17 protein-coding genes and 1 pseudogene are annotated in these 21755 nt (G+C 45.5%); 7 read left to right on the top strand and 11 right to left on the bottom strand.

Annotated features, from left to right (window positions below; genetic code table 11):
- The first annotated feature begins 14 nt into the window (after positions 1-14).
- The 3 genes from R7E29_RS10705 to R7E29_RS10695 all read left to right on the top strand — a co-directional run bounded on the left by R7E29_RS10705 (position 15) and on the right by R7E29_RS10695 (position 3052).
- On the top strand, positions 15-743 hold the full coding sequence (locus R7E29_RS10705; RefSeq protein WP_005382781.1) for a redoxin family protein: 729 nt from the start codon (positions 15-17) through the stop codon (positions 741-743).
- Positions 744-925: 182 nt separating this feature from the next.
- On the top strand, positions 926-2398 hold the full coding sequence (locus R7E29_RS10700) for a dihydrolipoyl dehydrogenase (protein WP_054577260.1): 1473 nt from the start codon (positions 926-928) through the stop codon (positions 2396-2398).
- Between the two features lie 372 nt (positions 2399-2770).
- Entirely contained in the window at positions 2771-3052 is a 282-nt protein-coding gene (locus tag R7E29_RS10695; RefSeq protein ID WP_025768083.1) for a DUF3624 domain-containing protein, read from the top strand.
- A 194-nt stretch (positions 3053-3246) separates the two neighbouring features.
- Here R7E29_RS10695 and argH read toward each other — a convergent pair whose 3' ends face one another.
- From argH to argC, 4 genes are all read right to left on the bottom strand, one after another.
- Positions 3247-5121, bottom strand: a complete 1875-nt coding sequence (gene argH / locus R7E29_RS10690) for an argininosuccinate lyase (RefSeq protein ID WP_017633526.1) — start codon at positions 5119-5121, stop codon at positions 3247-3249.
- Between the two features lie 242 nt (positions 5122-5363).
- Complete coding sequence (locus R7E29_RS10685; RefSeq protein WP_005381332.1) at positions 5364-6578, bottom strand: argininosuccinate synthase; 1215 nt, start codon at positions 6576-6578, stop codon at positions 5364-5366.
- A gap of 84 nt (positions 6579-6662) precedes the next feature.
- Positions 6663-7454 (bottom strand): acetylglutamate kinase, encoded by a 792-nt coding sequence (argB, locus tag R7E29_RS10680; RefSeq protein ID WP_005381333.1) that lies wholly within the window; start codon positions 7452-7454, stop codon positions 6663-6665.
- A 21-nt stretch (positions 7455-7475) separates the two neighbouring features.
- Positions 7476-8480 (bottom strand): N-acetyl-gamma-glutamyl-phosphate reductase, encoded by a 1005-nt coding sequence (gene argC / locus R7E29_RS10675; protein ID WP_213906790.1) that lies wholly within the window; start codon positions 8478-8480, stop codon positions 7476-7478.
- A 144-nt stretch (positions 8481-8624) separates the two neighbouring features.
- On the opposite strand from argC, the gene argE reads away from it, so the two are divergent.
- The 3 genes from argE (at position 8625) to R7E29_RS10660 (ending at position 13632) form a co-directional block, all read left to right on the top strand.
- A complete protein-coding gene (gene argE / locus R7E29_RS10670) occupies positions 8625-9761 on the top strand; it encodes an acetylornithine deacetylase (protein WP_213906791.1) in 1137 nt (378 codons plus the stop codon).
- Between the two features lie 272 nt (positions 9762-10033).
- Positions 10034-12667 (top strand): phosphoenolpyruvate carboxylase, encoded by a 2634-nt coding sequence (gene ppc / locus R7E29_RS10665; RefSeq protein ID WP_005381336.1) that lies wholly within the window; start codon positions 10034-10036, stop codon positions 12665-12667.
- 425 nt (positions 12668-13092) lie between these two features.
- On the top strand, positions 13093-13632 hold the full coding sequence (locus R7E29_RS10660) for a PadR family transcriptional regulator (RefSeq protein ID WP_005382791.1): 540 nt from the start codon (positions 13093-13095) through the stop codon (positions 13630-13632).
- Between the two features lie 70 nt (positions 13633-13702).
- Here R7E29_RS10660 and metF read toward each other — a convergent pair whose 3' ends face one another.
- From metF to R7E29_RS10645, 3 genes are all read right to left on the bottom strand, one after another.
- Complete coding sequence (gene metF, locus R7E29_RS10655; RefSeq protein ID WP_005381345.1) at positions 13703-14605, bottom strand: methylenetetrahydrofolate reductase; 903 nt, start codon at positions 14603-14605, stop codon at positions 13703-13705.
- A 262-nt stretch (positions 14606-14867) separates the two neighbouring features.
- The gene (locus tag R7E29_RS10650) at positions 14868-17276 is read right to left on the bottom strand and encodes a bifunctional aspartate kinase/homoserine dehydrogenase II (protein ID WP_213906792.1); all 2409 of its coding nucleotides are present in this window, start codon (positions 17274-17276) and stop codon (positions 14868-14870) included.
- Positions 17277-17291: 15 nt separating this feature from the next.
- Positions 17292-18452: an O-succinylhomoserine (thiol)-lyase gene (locus R7E29_RS10645; RefSeq protein ID WP_213886935.1), complete on the bottom strand. Its 1161-nt coding sequence runs from the start codon at positions 18450-18452 to the stop codon at positions 17292-17294.
- A gap of 225 nt (positions 18453-18677) precedes the next feature.
- Here R7E29_RS10645 and metJ point away from each other — a divergent pair, with 225 nt between their 5' ends.
- Positions 18678-18998, top strand: a complete 321-nt coding sequence (gene metJ, locus R7E29_RS10640) for a met regulon transcriptional regulator MetJ (RefSeq protein WP_005381353.1) — start codon at positions 18678-18680, stop codon at positions 18996-18998.
- A 112-nt stretch (positions 18999-19110) separates the two neighbouring features.
- Here metJ and R7E29_RS10635 read toward each other — a convergent pair whose 3' ends face one another.
- From R7E29_RS10635 to R7E29_RS10620, 4 genes and pseudogenes are all read right to left on the bottom strand, one after another.
- Positions 19111-20388: a malic enzyme-like NAD(P)-binding protein gene (locus R7E29_RS10635; protein ID WP_005381358.1), complete on the bottom strand. Its 1278-nt coding sequence runs from the start codon at positions 20386-20388 to the stop codon at positions 19111-19113.
- Between the two features lie 206 nt (positions 20389-20594).
- Positions 20595-21071, bottom strand: coding sequence for a bacterioferritin (gene bfr / locus R7E29_RS10630; protein ID WP_005381359.1), 477 nt, complete (start codon positions 21069-21071; stop codon positions 20595-20597).
- Between the two features lie 93 nt (positions 21072-21164).
- A complete protein-coding gene (locus R7E29_RS10625) occupies positions 21165-21353 on the bottom strand; it encodes a (2Fe-2S)-binding protein (RefSeq protein ID WP_005381360.1) in 189 nt (62 codons plus the stop codon).
- 331 nt (positions 21354-21684) lie between these two features.
- Positions 21685-21755, bottom strand: a pseudogene (locus tag R7E29_RS10620) (elongation factor Tu); the annotation flags it as partial.

Here is a 21755-nt window from a genome sequence, read left to right as displayed (position 1 = left end):
TAAAGGAAATCATTATGTTTGTATCTAAAGAAGGTCAACAAGTCCCTCAAGTTACTTTTCCAGTTCGTCAAGGTGACTCTTGGGTGAATGTAACGACCGATGAGCTATTTAAAGGTAAGACCGTTATCGTATTTAGCTTACCGGGTGCATTTACTCCAACCTGTTCATCAAGCCATCTACCTCGTTACAACGAATTGTTCCCTGTATTTAAAGAGCACGGAGTGGATGAGATTATTTGTGTCTCGGTCAATGATACGTTCGTGATGAATGCATGGAAACAAGACCAAGAAGCAGAAAACATTACCTTCATCCCGGATGGTAATGGTGAATTCACCGATGGCATGGGTATGTTAGTGGATAAAAACGACATCGGCTTTGGCAAACGTTCATGGCGTTACAGCATGCTAGTAAAAGATGGCGTAGTGGAAAAAATGTTCATTGAGCCAAACGAACCAGGCGACCCATTCAAGGTGTCAGACGCAGATACGATGCTGAACTACATAGCGCCTGACTACAAAACGCAAGAATCCATCACTGTGTTCACTAAACCAGGCTGCCCTTTCTGTATGAAAGCGAAACAAAATCTGATTGACCACGGTCTTCAATATGAAGAAGTGATTCTGGGTAAAGACGCAACAACAGTTAGTCTACGAGCTATATCTGGTCGCACGACTGTTCCACAAGTCTTTATCGGTGGCAAGCACATCGGCGGTAGCGAAGAGCTAGAAGCGTATCTAGGCTAAGCTGTCCATACTCGGTCTCCGGTGCCTTTTGGCTCGGAGGCCAACCCTAAACCACTTCTTCTACTAGTCTAGATAAGTAGTCATCTACCAATAAGGTGACTACTTATCCAGATTCAACTATCCAATTCACTCTCCAAGCTCAATGTAGCTAGCTTGGCTTAAAACAAAAGCGAGAGTTCACGATGAAACAAGTTAATGTCGACGTAGCGGTTATTGGTGGCGGGACGGCTGGTCTTGGTGCTTATCGAGCAGCAAAAGCTCATACCAACAGCGTGGTAATGATTGAGGGCGGTCCCTACGGAACAACCTGTGCTCGTGTCGGATGCATGCCGTCTAAGCTGTTAATTGCGGCAGCAGAAAGTGTTCATCAAATCGAAAAAGCACCTGGATTTGGGATACACCCGCAAGGTGAAGTACGAATTAACGGACGAGAAGTTATGGATCGTGTAAAGCGCGAACGCGATCGTTTTGTTGGCTTTGTGCTTGAAAGTGTCGATGATATTCCCGCTGAAGACAAACTATCGGGCTACGCGAAGTTTGCCGATGACCACACTCTCATCATAGATGATCATACTCAGGTCACCGCACAGCGCATTGTTATTGCGACAGGATCTCGTCCAGCATATCCGGCAGCTTGGAATGAACTGGGTGATCGCCTAGTGATTAACGATGATGTATTTGACTGGGATGACTTACCAGAGTCCGTGGCAGTATTTGGCCCAGGAGTCATCGGCCTTGAATTGGGTCAGGCTTTACACCGCCTAGGAGTAAACGTGAAGCTCTTTGGCATTGGAGGACAAGTGGGCCCACTGACAGACCCAGAGGTGATGGCGTATGCAGATAAAGCCTTTAAGGAAGAGTTCTACCTTGATGCAGATGTAAAAGTCGAAAGCATGAAACGCATTGCTTCGTCAGACAATGACGGCGAAGACAAGGTCGAAATCCAATTCATCAACCATGATGGCGAATTAGAAACTTTCGTTGTCGATTACGTATTGGCTGCAACGGGTCGTCGTCCAAACGTCGATAAGCTGGCGATCGAGAACACCAATGTGGCTCTCGATGAACGTGGCGTACCAACGGCGGATCACTACACATTGCAAACTTCGGTAGAGAGCATCTTCATCGCAGGTGATGCAAGTAACCAAATTCCACTGCTGCACGAAGCCGCTGACCAAGGCCGTATTGCTGGAGACAACGCAGGCCGTTTCCCAGATATTCGTGCGGGTCTGCGTCGCTCACCAATTTCAGCCGTGTTCTCCGACCCTCAAATTGCTATGGTTGGAGAAACATATAAACAACTAGAAACACGTCTAGGCACATGTGGATGTTTCGCAACCGGTGAAGTCTCGTTTGAAAATCAAGGACGTTCGCGCGTCATGCTTCGTAATAAAGGCATTCTGCATGTCTACGGAGAGCAAGGCACTGGACGTTTTTTAGGTGCAGAAATGATGGGCCCGAATGCAGAGCATCTTGCTCACCTTTTAGCATGGGCGCACCAAAATAGGATGACGATTTCTGAGATGTTAGATATGCCCTTCTATCACCCAGTGATTGAAGAAGGCGTCCGCACCGCTCTACGTGATTTGAATGCAAAACTACACTTAGGGCCAGAAATGGTGAAACATTGTCTTGACTGCGGCCCTGGCTGCTAACGCTTTCAGGCTTCTATCTAAATATAAAGCAAAGCCTCGTCATCAACGAGGCTTTGCTTTGCTACTTCGGCGCAATAAAATCTCTCTTACGCTGCCATCATTGCATAGCGGCTGACCATATAAATCGCGACAACACCGATCATAAAGAACCCACCAGCGATACTCAGCGCAAGTTTCAACTCTGTCGACATCATTATATTTCCTGTTAAAGACTGACAGCACACCATACATCAATTACGTGCCACAAAGCTTTTACAAAGCTAACTTTCCATTTTTGGTTGTGTCATGGCGCTCTAAGCCCGTGTAAGAAACGCTTTCCACCATTTAGTTAGATATATAATCTGAAGCAACACTAATGGTTTGGAAAACACTATGACTTGTCGCCGCTGCGAGGAACATTGGTTTTGGAAAAAACTTGGACGTTGCCAACGATGCTTGGATCAATTGACGGTACTTTCTGTACTGTGTTGGATTGTGTGGTGGTTTACGCTCAAAGATGATCCACAAAGCATCGAGTCGATCGCTTTGATCTTTGCCGGCTTCGCTTTCAACGTTTTGTTGTTTCTACACTTATGGATGCGTTTTGTCATCTTGCCTTGGCAACGTCGAAAGGGACAAAAAAAGGCCAATAAAAAAGAGAAAAGTGACAGATAGAAAAAAGCCCCAAAACCAATGTCAGTTCTGGGGCTCTCTTAGATTCTTCTAAGAAAAAGCAGTGGTACTTTAATAGACCGGGCTTCCTCTCAAAGGTTCCAAATTTTTTCGATTTTTTTAGCGAATACTGATGTAAGTAAACAGGAAAATGACTATGTCATTGAATGCTAATAAAATCACTCCACAACTTCAGTTCATGCCACATGCGTTTTTTGGATCACTTGCTCCATTAAATTGATCTCAAGCGCTACCTCATCACATGCATGTTGACGTGGGCACTGATCGCAATCTTTCAGAACTTTCTCCGGCAGTAATGACTTCGATGTAGGTAAAAAGCTTTGCTTCATAAAGAACTCAGGCGTTCGCGTTAGAACAAAGACTTTCTTGATCGCCATCTGGCGCGCTTTCTCAACCAAATAGTTCACAATCGCACTGCCCTGCCCTTGGCCTTGCCAGCCCGCTTCGATACCAAGAGAGCGTATTTCTGCCAACCCTGAGTCATACACATATAGAGAAGCGCAACCCGTCACTTCACCATGATGCTCAGCCACCGCAAAAGAGCCAATATCTCTCACGAGCTCATTACGAGAGCGCGGAAGATTCTCACCAAGGTTCGCCCAGTAAGCAACCATACCTTCCAACGTTTCAATGTCCGTCAAACGTGCAGGACGCACTTTCACCGCCGAGCTGTCACGCTGGCTCAGGCGCTTATCCGCTTGTTCTACCGCGTAAGCGACCTGGTGAGGCGAAACACCCCCCAAAGCACAACGCTTTTCCAAACACGAATCGATAGTCAGAATGTCATACACATCATCTTCAATCACCTCAGAGAAGGCTTTTAGCTCTTGCAGAGACAATTCTTCCAGCGCACAGCCTTTAGCAATAGCACCAACGACCGCGACACCGACGATGTGGTGAGCTTCACGGAATGGGATGCCTTTCGCCACTAGGTAATCAGCCAACTCAGTCGAGTTTGCGTAACCTTGTTTCGCCGCTTCTAGTGTGCGCTCGCCATTCACTTTAATACCGTCAAAACACAGAGCTGCCATTTCCATGCAGTCGTTCCATGTATCTAAAGCGTCAAACAACCCTTCTTTATCTTCCTGCATGTCTTTGTTGTACGCCAATGGCAAGGCTTTAACTGTCATCATCATGCTCGATAATGCGCCATAGACACGCCCTGTCTTACCACGGATCAACTCAAGTGCATCTGGGTTTTTCTTCTGTGGCATTAATGACGAACCAGATGTCACCGTATCCGCTAACTCAATGAAGTTTGACTCGCCTGAATTGTAGAAGATCATATCTTCTGCAAGACGAGAAAGGTGAAGCATAGAAATCGACGCCACCGACATCAGTTCCATCACATGATCACGATCTGAAACCGAATCGAGTGAATTACGCGTAGCACGGTGGAAACCGAGATTATGTGCTAATTGTTCGCGATCAATCGGATAAGCCGTTCCCGCTAACGCACCCGAGCCAAGTGGACAAGTGTCGAGACGCTGTAAGGCATCATTCAGACGAGAGTAGTCACGCTCGAACATTTCAACATAAGCCAAGCACCAGTGAGCAAAGGTTACAGGTTGAGCACGCTGAAGATGAGTATAGCCTGGCAATACGGTGCCTTGGTGCTGTTTAGCAACATGGACCATTTGTGCTTGTAGGCGATCTAAAGCAATCAATAATTGCTGACCTTGCTGACGACACCAAAGTTTCAAGTCTGTGGCGACTTGGTCATTCCGAGAACGCCCAGTGTGGAGTTTTTTACCTAAATCTCCCACTTTACTGATTAGCTGCTGTTCAACCCAAGAGTGGATATCTTCTGCATCAGAGCGAAGAATTTGGTGAGGGTCTTCCATCACTTCTAACTTCAGCTCATTTAAAGCAAGTTCCAGTTTCTGCTGTTCTTCTGCCGATAGCACATCAACAGAAAGCAGAGCTTTAGACCATGCGATTGAACCTACGATGTCTTGCTCAGCCAATCGGTAGTCAAAACGCAACGAATCATTGAACTCTTTAAATCTGGTGTCTGCCGCTTGGGTAAATCTTCCGCCCCATAATGCCATTGCGTCTCTCCTGATGACTATTGCTTACTCTAACGTTCTCGAATGAGTAGTAACCAATTTGATGGTCATTTGCTCACTTTTTCTTATGGGTCAACGTTACGGCAATTTCGATAAAAAATAAAGTATAAATTCAATATTTTTACATATATATTCAAACCAACTTTAGATACCCGCTTTTAGAAACCAAAAGACCCGCCTATAAATGGCGGGTCTTTATTCAATCCGAGATGGATGTTAAGGGATTATTTCTTCTGGCTGTTCAATGCACGAATACGGCTTGATAGCGAGTAAAGACGGATAAACCCACCTGCATGGCTTTGGTCGTAAACTTCATCTTCACCAAAAGTCGCGAACTCTTCTGAATACAAGCTGTTGTCAGAACGTTTTTGCGTCACTGTCGCTTGACCTTTGTAGAGCTTAACAACCACTTCACCGTTAACGTCTTGCGCTAGCTCTTCTGAAGCGGCAAGGATGGATTTACATAGTGGCGTAAACCAACGGCCATCGTATACAAGGTGAGACGCTTTTAGACCTAGCTCCTCACGGAATTCGAATGATGATTTGTCTAGCACAAGCTGCTCTACAGCACGCAGCGCTTCCATCATGATGGTGCCTCCCGGTGTTTCATAACAACCACGAGACTTCATCCCAACAAGACGGTTTTCCACGATATCGATACGGCCAACACCGTGCTTAGCGCCCTTCTCGTTTAGGTAAACCAGTGCGTTGTATGGTGTCATCACTTCACCATCAACTTCGACCACTTCACCTTTTTCTACTTTCAGCGTGACGTATTCCGCTTCATTTGGCGCTTGCTCTGGGTCGACAGTCCACACCCAGCAGTCTTCGTTTGGTGCGTTCCACGTATCTTCTAAAACGCCGCCTTCCGTCGAAATGTGCCATGCGTTTGCATCACGTGAATAGATCTTAGTAAGAGACGCAGAGCAAGGAATATTACGCTCAGCTAGGTAATCCAAACACTCTTCACGGCTCACTAGGTCCCACTCACGCCAAGGTGCAATCACTTGTAAGTCCGGTGCTAGTGCTGCGAATGCGCCTTCAAAACGTACTTGGTCGTTACCTTTACCTGTACAGCCATGACACAGAGCGTCCGCGCCCACTTTACGTGCCACTTCAACCTGCGCTTTGGCAATGATTGGACGCGCCATTGATGTACCTAGCAGGTACTTACCTTCGTAGTACGCGCCGGTTTTTAGCGTTGGGTAAATGTAGTCTGCGACCATTTCTTCTTTCAAGTCAGCGATGTAGCACTCAGAAGCACCAGAGGCTTTTGCTTTCGCTTCAATGCCTTCTAGCTCTTCGGCACCTTGACCAACATCGGCAACGAAAGCCACTACTTCACAGTCGTAGTTCTCTTTTAGCCACGGGATGATTACTGAAGTATCTAGACCGCCTGAGTATGCGACTACCACTTTATTTACGTTCACTTTGCTCATGTTTTTTCTCCAAACTTAACTGGCGCTGCGCTCGGCGGTCAGTGCCAACTACGACTTCCTAATATTGAATTCTTTTGCTGATGCTTATTGAGGCAAGAATTGAGTACCAATACTTTCACCAGCGAATAACTGTGCTAATTTTTCTGGGTAACGCCAGGTCGCGACTTCAATTGGACGGCCAAGATCATTGGCGGCCTCCAAAGCAGCTTTAACTTTGACGATCATGCCATCGGTGATCACATGTCCATCGATCAACGAGTTAGCTTGCTGCTCTGACAGGGTTTTGATCAAATGGCCTTTTCCATCTAATACACCACTCACGTCTGATAACAGGACTAACTCCGCATCTAATGCGCCCGCAACCGCGACTGCTGCTTGATCAGCATTCACATTCATCATCTGGCCATCTTTGGTTAAACCAATTGAACTGATGATCGGCAGTGCACCTGTGTTTAGCACCGCTTGTAATAGTGCTGAGTCACCCGGTGATGCTTTGCCTACCGCGCCGAGTTCTGGGTCAAGTTCTTCAACAAGACACAAACCACCATCCGCAAGGCTAAGGCCCACAGCGTTAAGACCGTCCGCAATCGCTTGACCTTGAAGTAACTTATTCGCAGTGCCTGCAAGCGCGCCTGCAATCACAGGAATTTGATCGTAAGGCGTTACGCGTAAACCGTTTTTCTTAACGGTTTCAAGCTGAAGCTTTGCCATCAACTCATCAACTAGGTAGCCACCGCCATGAACGATGGCGATTTGTCGCTGTGCCGATTTTTGGTAAGCCGCAATGGCACCAAAAAGTTGGCTTAAGGTTTGAGTGCATGATAGAGCTGCACCACCTAGCTTAATGACTAAAGGAGCTTGATTGGTTTGCGTCATCGCATTTCCCTCTTTCAACGACTACAGCAACGCTGTCAGTTCTGGGTAACCGTAATGAATATTGAGACATTGCATCGCTTGACTCGATGCACCTTTAAGTAGGTTGTCGATAGCTGAAATCACAATGATGTGTTCGCCTTGTACCTTCCAGCCGATATCACAGAAAGGGGTATTTTCGACATCCTGAATACGTGGAATACCGTCGCCTTTAAGACGCACCGCAGGCTTGCCTTGATAAGCTTGTTCAAACGCCTGTGCCACTTGTGCTTCTGTCACACCTTGCGCAAGCTTCATGGTGATAGTGGCAAGAATGCCGCGTTTAAAGTTGCCGAGGTGCGGAGTAAAAATCACATCGCAACCCAAGTGCTGAGCAATCTCTGGCTGGTGACGATGGTTAAATACACCATAAGGTTGCAAGCTCACTTCACAGAAGCTGTTAACCATGGAGGCTTTACGCCCTGCACCTGATACACCACTGGTTGCGTTGATCACTGGCCATTGGTTGGTATCGAGCAACGCATGTTCTAATAAAGGTTTGATTGCAAGCTGTGAAGCGGTTGGGTAACAACCTGCCACCGCAATCAAAGGAGTAGTTTTAATCTGCTCTTGGTTCCACTCTGCTAAGCCGTATGCTGCTTTATCTAGCCAGTTGTTATGTTGATGTGCGAAGCCATAAAAAGTGTCGTAAAAGCCTTCACTTTTCACACGGAATGCACCCGATAAATCGAATACCTGACAGCCTGTCGCCAAGAAAGTTGGGGCTAAATCATGGCTGACTTCGTGAGCCGTTGCCAAAAACACCACGTCCGATTCTTGAGCGATTTGCAGTGGATCCGTTAGTGGTAAAACTGGCATATCAATGATGCCCGCTAGCTTACCGTGTAGCTGCGCGATGCTCTTTCCCGCATCAACACTGTTGGCGGAAACGTATAAACCTGATAGCGTGAGTTGTGGGTGTTTATTAACCATTAACGCTAACTCTGCACCGGTGTAACCGCTGGCTCCAATAATCGTGGTTTTTAGCATTGTGTGACATCCATATACTTAAAGGCTCAAATGACTATTCATATTTAATTTCTGCTTTATTTTGATTTTTTATTCATTAAATATGATTTAATATGTGTTTTACATTTTTGTGGTCTGTCTGTCAACAGGAGATTTGAAGAATCCATGCAATTACCAACTTTTCTAGAGGTCTATGAAGGACTCATCAGCACCTCTTCTATCAGCTCCACGGATCCGAGCTGGGATCAGGGCAATACAAAAGTCATCGAAAAACTCGCATCTTGGTTTAAAGATCTGGGTTTTAGCGTTGAAGTGATCGAAGTCGAGCCAGGCAAGCACAATATGATCGCACGTATGGGTGAGGGTGAAGGTGGCCTTTTACTTGCTGGCCATAGTGATACCGTGCCATTCGATCAAGGGCGATGGAATTTCGATCCGCATAAACTGACGGAAAAAGACAACCGCTTCTACGGTTTAGGCACAGCAGACATGAAAGGCTTTTTCGCCTTTATTTATGAAGCAGTGAAGAAAGTCGATTGGAGCAAGCAGAGCAAACCACTCTACGTATTAGCCACTTGTGACGAAGAGACCACCATGTTGGGCGCGCGACATTTCACAGCAAACGCCCCATTTAAGCCGGATTACTGCATCATTGGTGAACCCACCAGCCTTGTACCAATTCGAGGTCATAAAGGGCATGTGGCAAATGCCATTCGCGTAACAGGCAAGTCCGGTCACTCATCGGACCCAGCGCTTGGCGTTAACGCTATTGAGATCATGCATGAAGTCATGTTCGCCATGATGCAACTGCGTGACAAATTGATTAAAGAATATCACCATCCGGGTTTTGCCATTCCAAGCCCTACCCTAAACCTTGGACACATTCACGGTGGTGACAGCGCTAACCGTATTTGTGGTTGCTGTGAGCTGCATTACGACGTGCGTCCTCTTCCTGGCATTAGCCTTGATGGTTTAGAGAACATGTTGCGCGGAGCATTAAAAGAAGTCGAAGCGAAATGGCCTGGGAGACTGGAGGTTATTCCATTGCATGAGCCTATTCCGGGTTACGAATGCCAACATGACCACCCATTTATTGGTGGTGTTGAAGAGATCTGCCAAACCAGTTCAGAAACCGTGAACTACTGTACTGAAGCACCATTTCTACAACAGTTGTGTCCAACCTTGGTGCTCGGCCCTGGGTCAATCGACCAAGCCCATCAACCGGATGAGTTTCTATCCTTCGACTTTATCGACCCCACAATTGATGTGCTTTCAAAGGCAATGGTCAAGTACTGCTGTTAATACGCGTTTAAGCTCGAAAGTCTGTGCAGCTCGATTGAGCTGCATCTTTTTATCTTCACAATTCAGCGCTAGTCTTAACACTTATTTAACTTGTTATTTTGTAATTAATTTTCACTTCTTACTCTATGGCTGCCGTAAATTTGCTCTAAATCAGGAGACAGCGGAATAATTGCAAACTTAGTCTGCTTTATTTGACTATAACTGGTGCTTTTCGCTAGATTGGAGTCTTAACAAGGACAATGGATGTAGTTTTTTTACGAGGCAGGACGACAATGAACGAGAAATACGCCGCACTCAAAAGTAATGTGCGCATGTTAGGCCACTTATTGGGTAACACCATTCGCGATGCCCATGGCGAAGAAATCTTCGAGAAAGTGGAAACCATTCGTAAATTATCCAAATCAGCTCAAGCAGGGAATCAAGCAGACAGGGACAGCTTGATCGAAGAAATCAAACATCTACCTGATGAGCAGCTAACGCCCGTTACTCGCGCGTTTAACCAATTTCTAAACCTCACCAATATCGCTGAGCAATACCACACGATTTCACGCCATTGTGAAGAGCACATTTGTGAACCAGACGCGATTAACTCGCTGTTTTCTAAACTGGTACAAAACGATGTGAGCAAACTGGACACTGCCCAAGCGGTTCGTGATCTAAATATTGAATTGGTATTGACGGCTCACCCAACAGAAATTACGCGCCGTACGATGATCAACAAACTGGTCAAGATAAACGAGTGCTTATCAAAGTTGGAGCTAAGCGATCTTTCTTCTAAAGAGCGCAGAAAAACCGAACGCCGCCTAGAGCAACTGATTGCCCAAGGCTGGCATTCAGACGTGATTCGACAACAACGCCCTACTCCGTTGGATGAAGCAAAGTGGGGCTTTGCGGTCGTTGAAAACTCGCTATGGGAAGCAGTACCGGACTTCCTACGTGAGATGAATGACCGTCTAAAATCTTACCTTGGAGAAGGTTTACCCATTGATGCTCGCCCAGTGCACTTCTCCTCTTGGATGGGCGGTGACCGTGACGGTAACCCGTTTGTTACTCACAACGTTACGCGTGAAGTCTTACTATTGTCTCGTTGGAAAGCCGCCGATCTTTATCTCAATGACATCAACGAGTTGATCAGCGAGCTGTCTATGACAGTTTCAAACGATCAAGTCCGTGAGCTTGCTGGCGAAGATCAGCACGAACCATACCGTGCGATCCTAAAGCAATTACGCACTCTGCTCAATGAAACCAAAGATATTCTCGATGCTAAGATCCACGGTCAAAAACTGGCCGTGAAAGCACCACTGCAAAAAGTCGAGCAACTTTGGGAACCGCTGTATGCCTGCTACCAGTCACTAAACGAATGTGGCATGGGTGTAATAGCCAACGGCTCACTACTGGATACACTACGCCGCGTAAAAGCATTTGGTATCCATCTTGTACGTCTTGATATCCGCCAAGAGAGCACGCGTCACTCAGACGTCTTGTCTGAACTGACTCGCTACTTAGGTATTGGTGATTACGAACAATGGAGTGAGCAAGATAAGATTGCTTTTCTAACTAACGAGCTGGCATCTAAACGTCCGCTTCTCCCTCGTGATTGGGAACCGTCTGAACCCGTCAAAGAGGTTTTGGATACCTGCAAGATTGTTGCAGCACAACCGCGTGAAGCGTTTGGCGCTTACGTTATTTCAATGGCACGTACCGCCTCTGACGTACTAGCCGTTCATCTACTGCTACAAGAAGCTGGTTGCCCTTACCGCATGGATGTGTGTCCTCTGTTCGAAACGCTAGACGATTTGAACAACGCGGAATCGGTCATCAAGCAGCTTATGGGGATTGACCTTTACCGTGGTTTTATCCAAAACCACCAGATGGTCATGATTGGTTACTCTGACTCAGCGAAAGATGCAGGTGTTATGTCTGCTGGTTGGGCTCAGTATCATGCGATGGAATCGTTAGTTAAAGTGGCTGAGGAAGAAGGCGTTGAGCTAACTCTATTCCATGGTCGTGGGGGCACAGTCGGTCGCGGTGGCGCACCTGCGCATGCTGCGCTTTTGTCGCAACCACCAAAAAGCTTGAAAGGCGGTTTACGTGTAACAGAGCAAGGCGAGATGATCCGCTTTAAACTGGGACTCCCAGATGTCGCAGTAAACAGCTTTAACCTATATGCAAGTGCGATTCTGGAAGCCAACTTGTTACCGCCACCAGAGCCAAAACAAGAATGGCGCGACTTGATGGAAGTGCTATCAGAAGTAAGCTGTGAGTCTTACCGAAATGTGGTTCGTGGCGAGCCAGATTTCGTGCCTTACTTCCGCCAAGCAACACCAGAACTCGAACTCGGCAAGTTGCCACTTGGTTCTCGTCCTGCAAAACGCAACCCTAAGGGCGGAGTAGAAAGCTTACGTGCAATCCCGTGGATCTTCTCATGGAGTCAAAACCGTTTGGTACTTCCTGCATGGCTAGGCGCAGGTGAAGCGATTCAATACTCGATCGATAAAGGCCACCAAGCATTGCTCGAAGAGATGTGCCGCGAATGGCCATTTTTCTCAACTCGTCTCGGCATGCTGGAAATGGTGTACTCGAAGTGTAATATTGATATTTCTCGCTACTACGATGAGCGATTGGTGGATGAGTCGCTCCGTCCACTCGGTGAAAAGCTTCGTGCTCAGCTTCAAGAAGACATCAAAGCGGTACTGAATGTAGAGAACAATGAAAACTTGATGCAGCATGACCCTTGGGGACTCGAGTCTATTCGCTTACGCAATATCTACGTTGAGCCATTGAATATGCTACAAGCAGAGCTGCTATACCGCACGCGTCAAACCGAAGAAGCTTCTGCAAACTTGGAAGAAGCGTTGATGGTGACGATTGCTGGTATTGCTGCAGGTATGCGTAACACAGGCTAATCGTTTCATTTTTAATAAAAAGCTGGGCAAATGCTCAGCTTTTTTTTATCACAGGATAATCGCACCAAAACAAAAGTAGTCAAATAAACCACTAAAGACCCCAAAAATACCAAAACAAAAGAATAAAAAACCACAAGTTAACACTATTGATTATTATGTTAGTTTTTTAGGGTAATTTTGTCCTACTATTCCACTTCATGCTTATTATTTATATACTACTTGCCTGCTGAGAGCTCATAAATCCAATCATACCTGCTCCAGCCTTGATGGGACTCCCCATCTCTCTAGGTGATAAACGGCTTTAAGGTGACAGGACCAACATTGTTGGTGCTACTTATACATTAAAAAACTCAAGTGCCAGTAAGAGCGCAGCTGAAAGTATAAGTAGCTTGTTTACAAGTTTATTGACCATTTGGATTGAAGACATGTCATTACCACACGTAATCTTAACTGTTCTTAGCACTCGCGACGCAACCGGTTACGATATCACTAAAGAATTCTCTGCTAGCATCGGTTACTTCTGGAAAGCAAGCCACCAACAGGTGTACCGTGAACTCAACAAAATGGCTGAGAAAGAACTGGTTACTTGCGTATTAGAACCCCAAGAAGGCAAACCAGACCGCAAGGTTTACTCCATTACAGACGCTGGTCGCAGCGCTTTAGGAGAGTGGTTTGATCAACCAACTGCACACCCAACAGTTCGTGATGAGTTTTCAGCGAAATTGATGGCATGTGCCGTTCAACCTGCAGCTCCATTCCGTGACCAACTCGCCGAGCTAGTTGAAGAGTCTCGCAAACTGGTTTCTCACTACAAAGAAATTGAAGCGGCTTACTACGCAACGCCGTCAACTTTAGATAAACAAGCTCGCCTAGAACGTCTAACGCTTCGCCGTAACCTTCTGTTACGTGAAACTTGGATCACTTGGGCAGAAGAAGTTCTAACTGAACTTGAAGTGATTGGTTAAACTCCTTTTGCTTTGATAAAACGAAAAAGGCTTGCCACTTGGCAAGCCTTTTATCTTTTTGAAACCAGATTTACGCACCGACTACTGCGCGAGGACGAACACCCAACGTATGGCATAACGCGTAAGTCATCTCTGCACGGTTTAGTGTGTAGAAGTGAAAGTCCTTAACCCCTTCACGACTCAGTACACGCACCATATCAATAGCTTGGCTAGCTCCTACAAGCTGGCGAGTCACCGGATCATCATCCAAACCATCGAATTGTTTGCTCATCCATCCTGGTACTTTCACGTTGTTCTGTGCCGCAAAGCGAGAAGCTTGCTTAAAGTTCGATACAGGCAAAATTCCTGGCACAATTTCTACGTCAATTCCTGCTGCGACACAACGGTCACGGAATCGCAGGTAAGACTCAACGTCAAAAAAGAACTGAGTAATAGCACGGTTTGCACCTGCATCTACCTTACGTTTTAGGTTCAATAAGTCAGACTGAGCGCTTTTAGCTTCAGGGTGAACCTCAGGGAATGCAGCAACGGAGATATCGAAATCGTGGCGTGATTTCAGCAGCTCAACCAAATCCGAGGCATACATATCAGGCGCACCGCCACCTGGAGGAATATCACCACGCAGAGCGACGATATTTTCAATACCATTGTTCCAATAATCATCGGCAATATTAATCAACTCTTCACGAGTCGCATCAATACAAGTGAGATGGGGAGCGGCAACCAATCCGGTTGTTGCTTTAATTTCTTTAATGATGGAGTGTGTTCTGTCACGCTCGCCGGAGTTCGCACCGTAAGTCACAGAAACAAATTTAGGTTGAAGCGTTTTAAGACGGTGCACTGAATTCCAAAGTGTTTCTTCCATCTTAGCGCTGCTTGGCGGAAAAAACTCAAACGATACATTGATGTTATCTGATAACTCAGCAATATTCTGGTTCAAGGCGTCGATATGGCCTGCGTGCGTATATCCCATCTTACTCTCCCTGCGGCACTCCGCCACGAAAACAAATCCTTAAAATCGACGTTTAGACGTCTATATGTCTACAGAATGTATTGAATACGATTTAATGTCAACCTTGTAATTATGAATTTTTCTCAAGTTAATAATGAAGATAGTTCAAGTTTCTACTTGAGCATCATCTCGCCATTTTGCACGGGTTATGACTTCAGTATGGCACTGATAGGGGAATAAAAAACCCTGGATTAATTCCAGGGTTTTTAGGTCAATCGCAACTTTAAAATAAACCAGCCAATCGGTTGAGGTCGGATTGAATAGCGCCGGCTGTCACTTCTCTGCCTGCGCCTGGTCCTCGAATGACCAGAGGGTTATCTTTGTACCACTTGCTCTCTATGGCAAAAATGTTATCGCATGGCAATAAGTTGGCGAGCGCGTGCTCACGAGATAACGCTTCGACTCCCACCGTTGCTTTACCATTTTTTTCTAAACGCGCCACATAGCGAAGCACTTGATCGTTTCTCTGTGCTTTTGTCAGACGCTCTTGAAGTATTTCACTCAACAATGCTCCATTATCGAAGAAATCATCTAAGCTCAGTTCTCTTAATTCTTCTGGCACCAAAGACTCAACTTTAACGCTGTCTGGTTCTATATCTAGGCCCGATTCTCGAGCCAAGATGACTAACTTACGCATTACATCGGAGCCATCTAAATCAGAACGAGGGTCAGGTTCGGTTAACCCTTGCTGCCAAGCAAGATCGACTAAATCATTAAATGGCACAGAACCATCAAACTGTTGGAACAGCCATGATAACGTCCCCGAGAAAATCCCCGATAGAGCGACGATTTCATCCCCACTTTCACGAAGATCTCGCACGGTATGGTTTATCGGTAACCCAGCACCAACCGTTGCGTTGTATAGCCAATGACGACCAATTTTAGCGAATGCATCTTGAACCTGATGGTAGTACTGACTATCTGCGGAACCGGCCACTTTGTTAGCGGAAATCAAATGAATGCCTTGCTGTGCGATTTCTACGTAGCGCTGAGCTAACTCTTTACTCGCGGTAACATCAAGCACGACGGCTTCATCATAGCTTTTAAGTGCTCCCAAACGTGCCAGCCAATCCCCATTGTTTGCTATGCTTTCATCATCAAATCGTTCAGCAACACTCGCCGCCTCAATACCTTGCTCATCGAACCAATAGGTTTGGCTATCCACAACCGCGACAAGATCAAAGCTCATACCATGACGTTTTTCGAGCTCACTTTTTTGCGTCGCAAATAAATTTAACCAACTAGAACCAATATTACCCTTGCCACATAAAGCCACTGCCACGCGTTTTTGCGCTTGGAACAACTGGCTATGAATCGTTTGAACCAACGCCTCGGTATCAGTACGGCGCAAAACAGCGACTAGGCTCAGTCCTGAGTCTGTTTCAGAGATAAATTCTACCGGAGAGTGCTTTAGCTTCTGATAAAAGCCAAAGCAATGATTGGCGTTTTTCGTAACGCCTGCACCTACCGCAGCTAAGAGCGAGTAACCTTCTTTTAGCTTAATTTCTGCCTCTACCGCAAGCTCTTGCAAGTGTTTCAATGCACCACCGGCGATTTCTGCGGTGTAAGCCAAGCATAGCGTGTGCTGATCGGATTGAGCTTCAAATGCCAGTGGCTCTAATTGCGCGCGCTGCAACGCTTGTAATACATCACTCTGTGTTTTTTCGAAGTCGTGCCCATGCATGAAAGACAACTGCACCAATAAAACATCATCCAGTGAAGTAATAATTTTAGCGCCACGACCAGATGCCAATACACGCTCAATACGAGTAGAACCCGACTCTGGCAGATAGCTACACTTGAGATTAAGGTCCATGGTACTTTGCGCCACAGGCTGAAGCGTACGACTGTGTAGCACTGGGGCAGCTAAGCGAGCAAGTTCACTGGCTTCATCCAATCGAAGTAACGGTAATAAACAAGCGTCAGACACCAAACGTGGATCGGCACTATAAACACCAGCAACATCACTCCAAATCGTGACAGTACTGACTTCAGCAAGCGCGCCTATGACCGTTGCAGAATAGTCAGAGCCGTTACGACCAAGTAGGATGGTTTCTCCTGCCTCGTTCTGAGCCATAAAGCCAGTAATTACCACACGTTTATGGTTATGCTGCGCGAGGATCTCTTTAATTAAAGGGTATGAACGAGCGCGATCAACCTCTGGTTGAGTTCCCGCTTCTGCACGTAAAAACGCTCGTGCATCTTGTGCAACCGCAGGGATAGAACGTTGAGATAATAACGCGGCCAATAGGCGAGCAGACCATACTTCTCCGTGCCCCAGTACCGCGGCTTTTTGCGCATTAGTGAGTGGTGCAGTCAGCTCCGAGAGAGTACTGAACTCATCATGTAATAAAGCTAACAGCTCTTCTTTTGCTTCACTCTCCAACAAGCTTTCTATTAGCTCAGTTTGGAACTGTCTCAAGCTTTGAAGCGCTTCATGCGCAATTCGGCCATCTTTACTTAACCCTTCCAAAAACTCAATCAAGCGGTTAGTGGTTTTTCCTGCAGCAGAGACGACCACAAGATCATTTTCTGTCGAATACTCCTTGAGAATACCCACAACGCGTAAGTAGCATTCTGGGTTTGCTAAGCTACTGCCACCAAACTTATGCAGCTGACGTTGTACAGTCATTGTTATCGTCTCCTATTACTGGGTAGCTTTAGCGAACGCTTGTTCTAAATCTGTGATGAGGTCTTGTGCATCTTCCAAACCGACAGACAAACGCAATAGTTGATGAGAGACCCCAGCCTCCGCCAGCGCCTCCTCACCCATTGCACGGTGCGTCATGGATGCTGGGTGGCAAATCAAACTTTCTACACCACCTAATGACTCTGCTAATGAAAACAGTTGGAGCTCTTTCACAAACACCTTTAACTGCTCAAACGAACCAGCAAACTCAAAACTCAACATAGAGCCAAAGCCCGTTTGCTGCTTTTTAGCAATGTCGTGACCTGGATGTTCCGGCAGGCTTGGATGATAGATAGTTTTAACTAACGCTTGTTTCTGTAGGTAAGCTAGTACCTGCTGTGAGCTCTCTTCATGTACTCTCATACGAGCAGCAAGCGTACGAATACCTCGCAGTGTCATGTAACTATCGAAAGGTGTGCCCGTTGCACCAATACAATTACCCCACCATGCAAGCTCTTCTGCATGCGCTTCTGTGTTGGTGATGATTACTCCACCAATTACGTCCGAATGACCGTTGATGTACTTTGTTGTGGAGTGGATAACAAAATCCGCACCTAGCTCTAAAGGTTTTTGGTACACGGGTGTCAAAAAGGTATTGTCCACCGCAACTAACGCGCCGATTTGTTTCGCTTTTTCACAAGTAGCTGCAATATCCACTACGCGAACCAGAGGGTTTGACGGAGTTTCTAGCAAAATGAGTTTTGGTTTTTGTGCCAATGCAGCATCTAAAGCCTGTTCGTCTGATTGATCGACAAACTGAACCTTAAAATCGCCTTTGCTAGCTCGGGTATTAAAAAGACGATAGGTGCCGCCATAACAATCGTGAGGAGCAATAATGAGATCATCTGGGCCGAGAAAAGCGGAAACCCATAAATTTAATGCCGACGTACCGCAGTTAGTAACAACCGCTCCTTTTCCAGACTCAAGTTCAGATAGCGCACTTTCCAACAGTCCGCGGTTTGGATTACCAGATCGTGTGTAATCATACTTGGGCACTTCACCAAAAGCAGGAAAACCATAGTTAGTGGAAAGATAAATAGGTGGAACGACAGCATGATATTGGCTGTCTGATTCAATACCAGTGCGTACTGCAATGGTCGCAAGTTTGCGAGTGCTCATGGGTGTATCCTTTCACGGGTAATGACTTCTAAATAGGAATGCGCTATATCTAATGAGTAACATAAAGTGATCAACACGCTTCCTTTGCTGTTATGTTCACTTTACTCGTCAAAAAATGAGACGTCAACACTTCTAGACGTCTATATGTCTTTGCTTATGGCGGTAAATGCAGCTAAAATCAGCACCTAAATTATTTTTAACCGATTACATAAATGAAGGTGTGCAATGGCTGACTGGAATGGCGAATACATTAGCCCATATGCAGAGCACGGCAAAAAAAGCGAACAAGTAAAAAAAATTACCGTCTCTATCCCGCTAAAAGTTTTAAAGGTGCTAACTGATGAGCGTACTCGCCGTCAGATCAATAACTTACGCCATGCAACCAATAGCGAATTGCTATGCGAGGCATTTTTGCACGCGTACACAGGTCAGCCACTTCCGACAGATGAAGACCTTCGTAAAGACCGTCCTGATGATATTCCAACAGAAGTAAAAGCGCTGATGACGGAAATGGGCATCGAATTTGAGTCATTCGACGAAGAATAAAAAAGCCTGATAAGAGGTTTCAGGTAATAACTCTTGCCTCGAGCCAAATGAATGACATAAAAAATGGGACGCAATAGCGTCCCATTTTTGTGTATCACATCTGAAAGATATATTACTCTGCCATGTAGTTTTCAGGCATCTCGATACGAGCTACACCTGAATTAACCGCCGCCTGAGCGACCGCTTTTGCAACACGTGGTAGCAAACGTGAATCCATTGGTTTTGGAATAATATAGTCCGCACCAAACTCTAGCTTATCAACACCTGCAGCCTTCAATACGGCTTCAGGTACAGGCTCTTTTGCTAGCTCACGAATCGCCTCAACGGCTGCAAGTTTCATTTCATCATTGATTTCACTTGCACGCACATCAAGAGCACCGCGGAAAATGAATGGGAAACACAATACGTTGTTAACTTGGTTAGGATAATCACTACGGCCAGTACCCATGATCAAGTCATCACGAACTGCGTGAGCAAGTTCCGGCTTGATTTCAGGATCCGGGTTAGAACATGCGAATACGATTGGCTTATCTGCCATCAACTTCAACGCTTCCGCTGGCAATAGGTTTGGACCAGATACACCTAGGAACAGATCTGCACCTTCAATCACGTCTTCTAGTGTGCGCTTATCTGTATTGTTCGCAAATAGCTGCTTATATTCATTAAGATCATCACGACGAGTGTGAATCACACCTTTGCGATCTAGCATGTAGATTTTTTCGCGCATTGCGCCGCATTTGATCAGAAGCTCCATACACGCTACAGCGGCAGCGCCAGCGCCAAGACAAACAATTGTTGAATCTTCAAGTTTCTTACCTTGAAGTTCGATTGCATTCAGCATACCCGCTGCCGTTACAATAGCAGTACCATGTTGATCATCGTGGAATACTGGTACATCACAACGTTCAATCAGACGCTTTTCAATCTCAAAACAGTCTGGTGCTTTAATATCTTCAAGGTTGATACCGCCAAAAGTGTCTGCAATGCTCGCAACAGTATCAACAAATTCATCGATCGTGCGGTGCTTAACTTCAATATCAATAGAGTCAAGACCTGCAAAACGCTTAAACAGTAACGCTTTACCTTCCATCACTGGCTTAGATGCAAGTGGACCTAGGTTACCTAGACCTAGAATAGCGGTACCGTTAGAAATAACAGCAACCATGTTCCCTTTTGCAGTGTACTTGTACACGTTATCCGGGTTTTGTGCGATTTCACGCACTGGCTCTGCAACACCAGGGCTATATGCAAGGGCAAGATCACCCGCCGTTTCCGCAGGCTTTGTCAGTTCGACAGCAATCTTTCCTGGAGTTGGATAAGCATGGTAATCCAATGCTTTTTGGCGATGTTCTTCTTCTGGAGTGGCTGCTTGGTGGTTGTCTTCAGACATGGACGTTTCTCTTTTTTATTTTTAGGTAAGGGGGCATAAATTCTATCGGATAGAAATCAAACTTCATAGGCAAGATTGCGAGCAATATCCTTAAAAAGCCGATAATAAAAGAGATTAGACCAGATAACGGGGTTAAGCACCCGATTTTCGAGTCAGGTGCTCTTTCTTCTTACTATTATTGGAGTATGCAAACTTAGAAAGTATCGTTACTCTTCGTCCACGTATTGCGCTTGGAGATAATTCTCAATACCAGACATTTCAATCAAGCCAAGTTGCGTCTCTAGCCAATCAACATGTTCTTCTTCATCTTCAAGAATGTCTTGGAATAAATCTCGAGACACATAATCTCGAATGTCTTCAGCGTAGGCAATCGCATCTTTTAAATCTGGAATAGCCGCCATTTCAAGCTTTAAGTCACACTCGAGCATTTCCTTGGTATCTTCACCAATCATCAACTTACCTAAATCTTGTAGGTTCGGTAAGCCTTCAAGGAACAAAATACGCTCAATTAGATGATCGGCATGCTTCATCTCATCGATAGATTCGTGATATTCCTTGTCTGCTAGGTGCTTTAAGCCCCAGTCTTTATACATTCGGGCATGAAGAAAATACTGATTAATAGCGACGAGCTCGTTACCGAGCACTTTATTGAGATGTTGAATGATGATTGGATCGCCTTTCATGACAAAACCCTCCTCTTTGGCTTCATTTAAATGTAGAAGCAAATGAGAAGGTGTCAAAATGTAAGGCAAATAATTACTGCATACTTACAGCAATTAGCTGGCTTGTTTAAATTCCGTGTAACTAGTTTCCGCTAAAATTTCCTTGGCCTGTCTGATGCACTTACCACATTGGCTGCCCAATGCCGTGCACTTTTTGATTCCTTTAATATCTGTTACGCCTTCATCTATCGCCAACTTCCTGATTTTTTTGTCGGAGACACCATGGCAAAGACAAACGTACATACTCAAAAAACCTATAAAACTAATCTGTGACAAACAATATAAACAAGAATAGTTCTTGTTACCAGTCGCATTATGGTGTCCGCTCAGAATATTTGGTTATAACGATTTTACCGCTGCAGGAAAAGATCAAAGGGTTAAGAGGGGTGAGTAAAAGCGTTAAGAAATAAAGTCGGTAAAACTCTGTTTTTAAATCGAAAAAGTGACGTCTTTTATTTCAACACTTATAACTAAATGTAATCTAAAAATGAAAAAGGGAAGCCTAAGCTTCCCTTTTCGATGCGCTTTCTTCAAAAAGAAGAACAGTGCAAGATTTCGTTTAATTCGTTATGAATTAGTCGAAGATCTTAGCAACAACACCAGCACCTACTGTACGGCCACCTTCACGGATCGCGAAACGTAGAC

The organism is Vibrio sp. Vb1729 (genome assembly GCF_033338655.1).
In the GTDB taxonomy this organism is placed as follows: Bacteria; Pseudomonadota; Gammaproteobacteria; order Enterobacterales; family Vibrionaceae; genus Vibrio; species Vibrio alginolyticus.
Note: the sequence above shows the minus strand (reverse complement) of the source record. Positions and strands in the feature narration are given on the sequence as shown.

Coding starts and splice junctions, on each gene's coding strand:
- R7E29_RS10705 (WP_005382781.1), top strand. CDS start 15: ATGTTTGTATCTAAAGAAGGTCAACAAGTCCCTCAAGTTACTTTTCCA.
- R7E29_RS10700 (WP_054577260.1), top strand. CDS start 926: ATGAAACAAGTTAATGTCGACGTAGCGGTTATTGGTGGCGGGACGGCT.
- R7E29_RS10695 (WP_025768083.1), top strand. CDS start 2,771: ATGACTTGTCGCCGCTGCGAGGAACATTGGTTTTGGAAAAAACTTGGA.
- argH (WP_017633526.1), bottom strand. CDS start 5,121: ATGGCATTATGGGGCGGAAGATTTACCCAAGCGGCAGACACCAGATTT.
- R7E29_RS10685 (WP_005381332.1), bottom strand. CDS start 6,578: ATGAGCAAAGTGAACGTAAATAAAGTGGTAGTCGCATACTCAGGCGGT.
- argB (WP_005381333.1), bottom strand. CDS start 7,454: ATGACGCAAACCAATCAAGCTCCTTTAGTCATTAAGCTAGGTGGTGCA.
- argC (WP_213906790.1), bottom strand. CDS start 8,480: ATGCTAAAAACCACGATTATTGGAGCCAGCGGTTACACCGGTGCAGAG.
- argE (WP_213906791.1), top strand. CDS start 8,625: ATGCAATTACCAACTTTTCTAGAGGTCTATGAAGGACTCATCAGCACC.
- ppc (WP_005381336.1), top strand. CDS start 10,034: ATGAACGAGAAATACGCCGCACTCAAAAGTAATGTGCGCATGTTAGGC.
- R7E29_RS10660 (WP_005382791.1), top strand. CDS start 13,093: ATGTCATTACCACACGTAATCTTAACTGTTCTTAGCACTCGCGACGCA.
- metF (WP_005381345.1), bottom strand. CDS start 14,605: ATGGGATATACGCACGCAGGCCATATCGACGCCTTGAACCAGAATATT.
- R7E29_RS10650 (WP_213906792.1), bottom strand. CDS start 17,276: ATGACTGTACAACGTCAGCTGCATAAGTTTGGTGGCAGTAGCTTAGCA.
- R7E29_RS10645 (WP_213886935.1), bottom strand. CDS start 18,452: ATGAGCACTCGCAAACTTGCGACCATTGCAGTACGCACTGGTATTGAA.
- metJ (WP_005381353.1), top strand. CDS start 18,678: ATGGCTGACTGGAATGGCGAATACATTAGCCCATATGCAGAGCACGGC.
- R7E29_RS10635 (WP_005381358.1), bottom strand. CDS start 20,388: ATGTCTGAAGACAACCACCAAGCAGCCACTCCAGAAGAAGAACATCGC.
- bfr (WP_005381359.1), bottom strand. CDS start 21,071: ATGAAAGGCGATCCAATCATCATTCAACATCTCAATAAAGTGCTCGGT.
- R7E29_RS10625 (WP_005381360.1), bottom strand. CDS start 21,353: ATGTACGTTTGTCTTTGCCATGGTGTCTCCGACAAAAAAATCAGGAAG.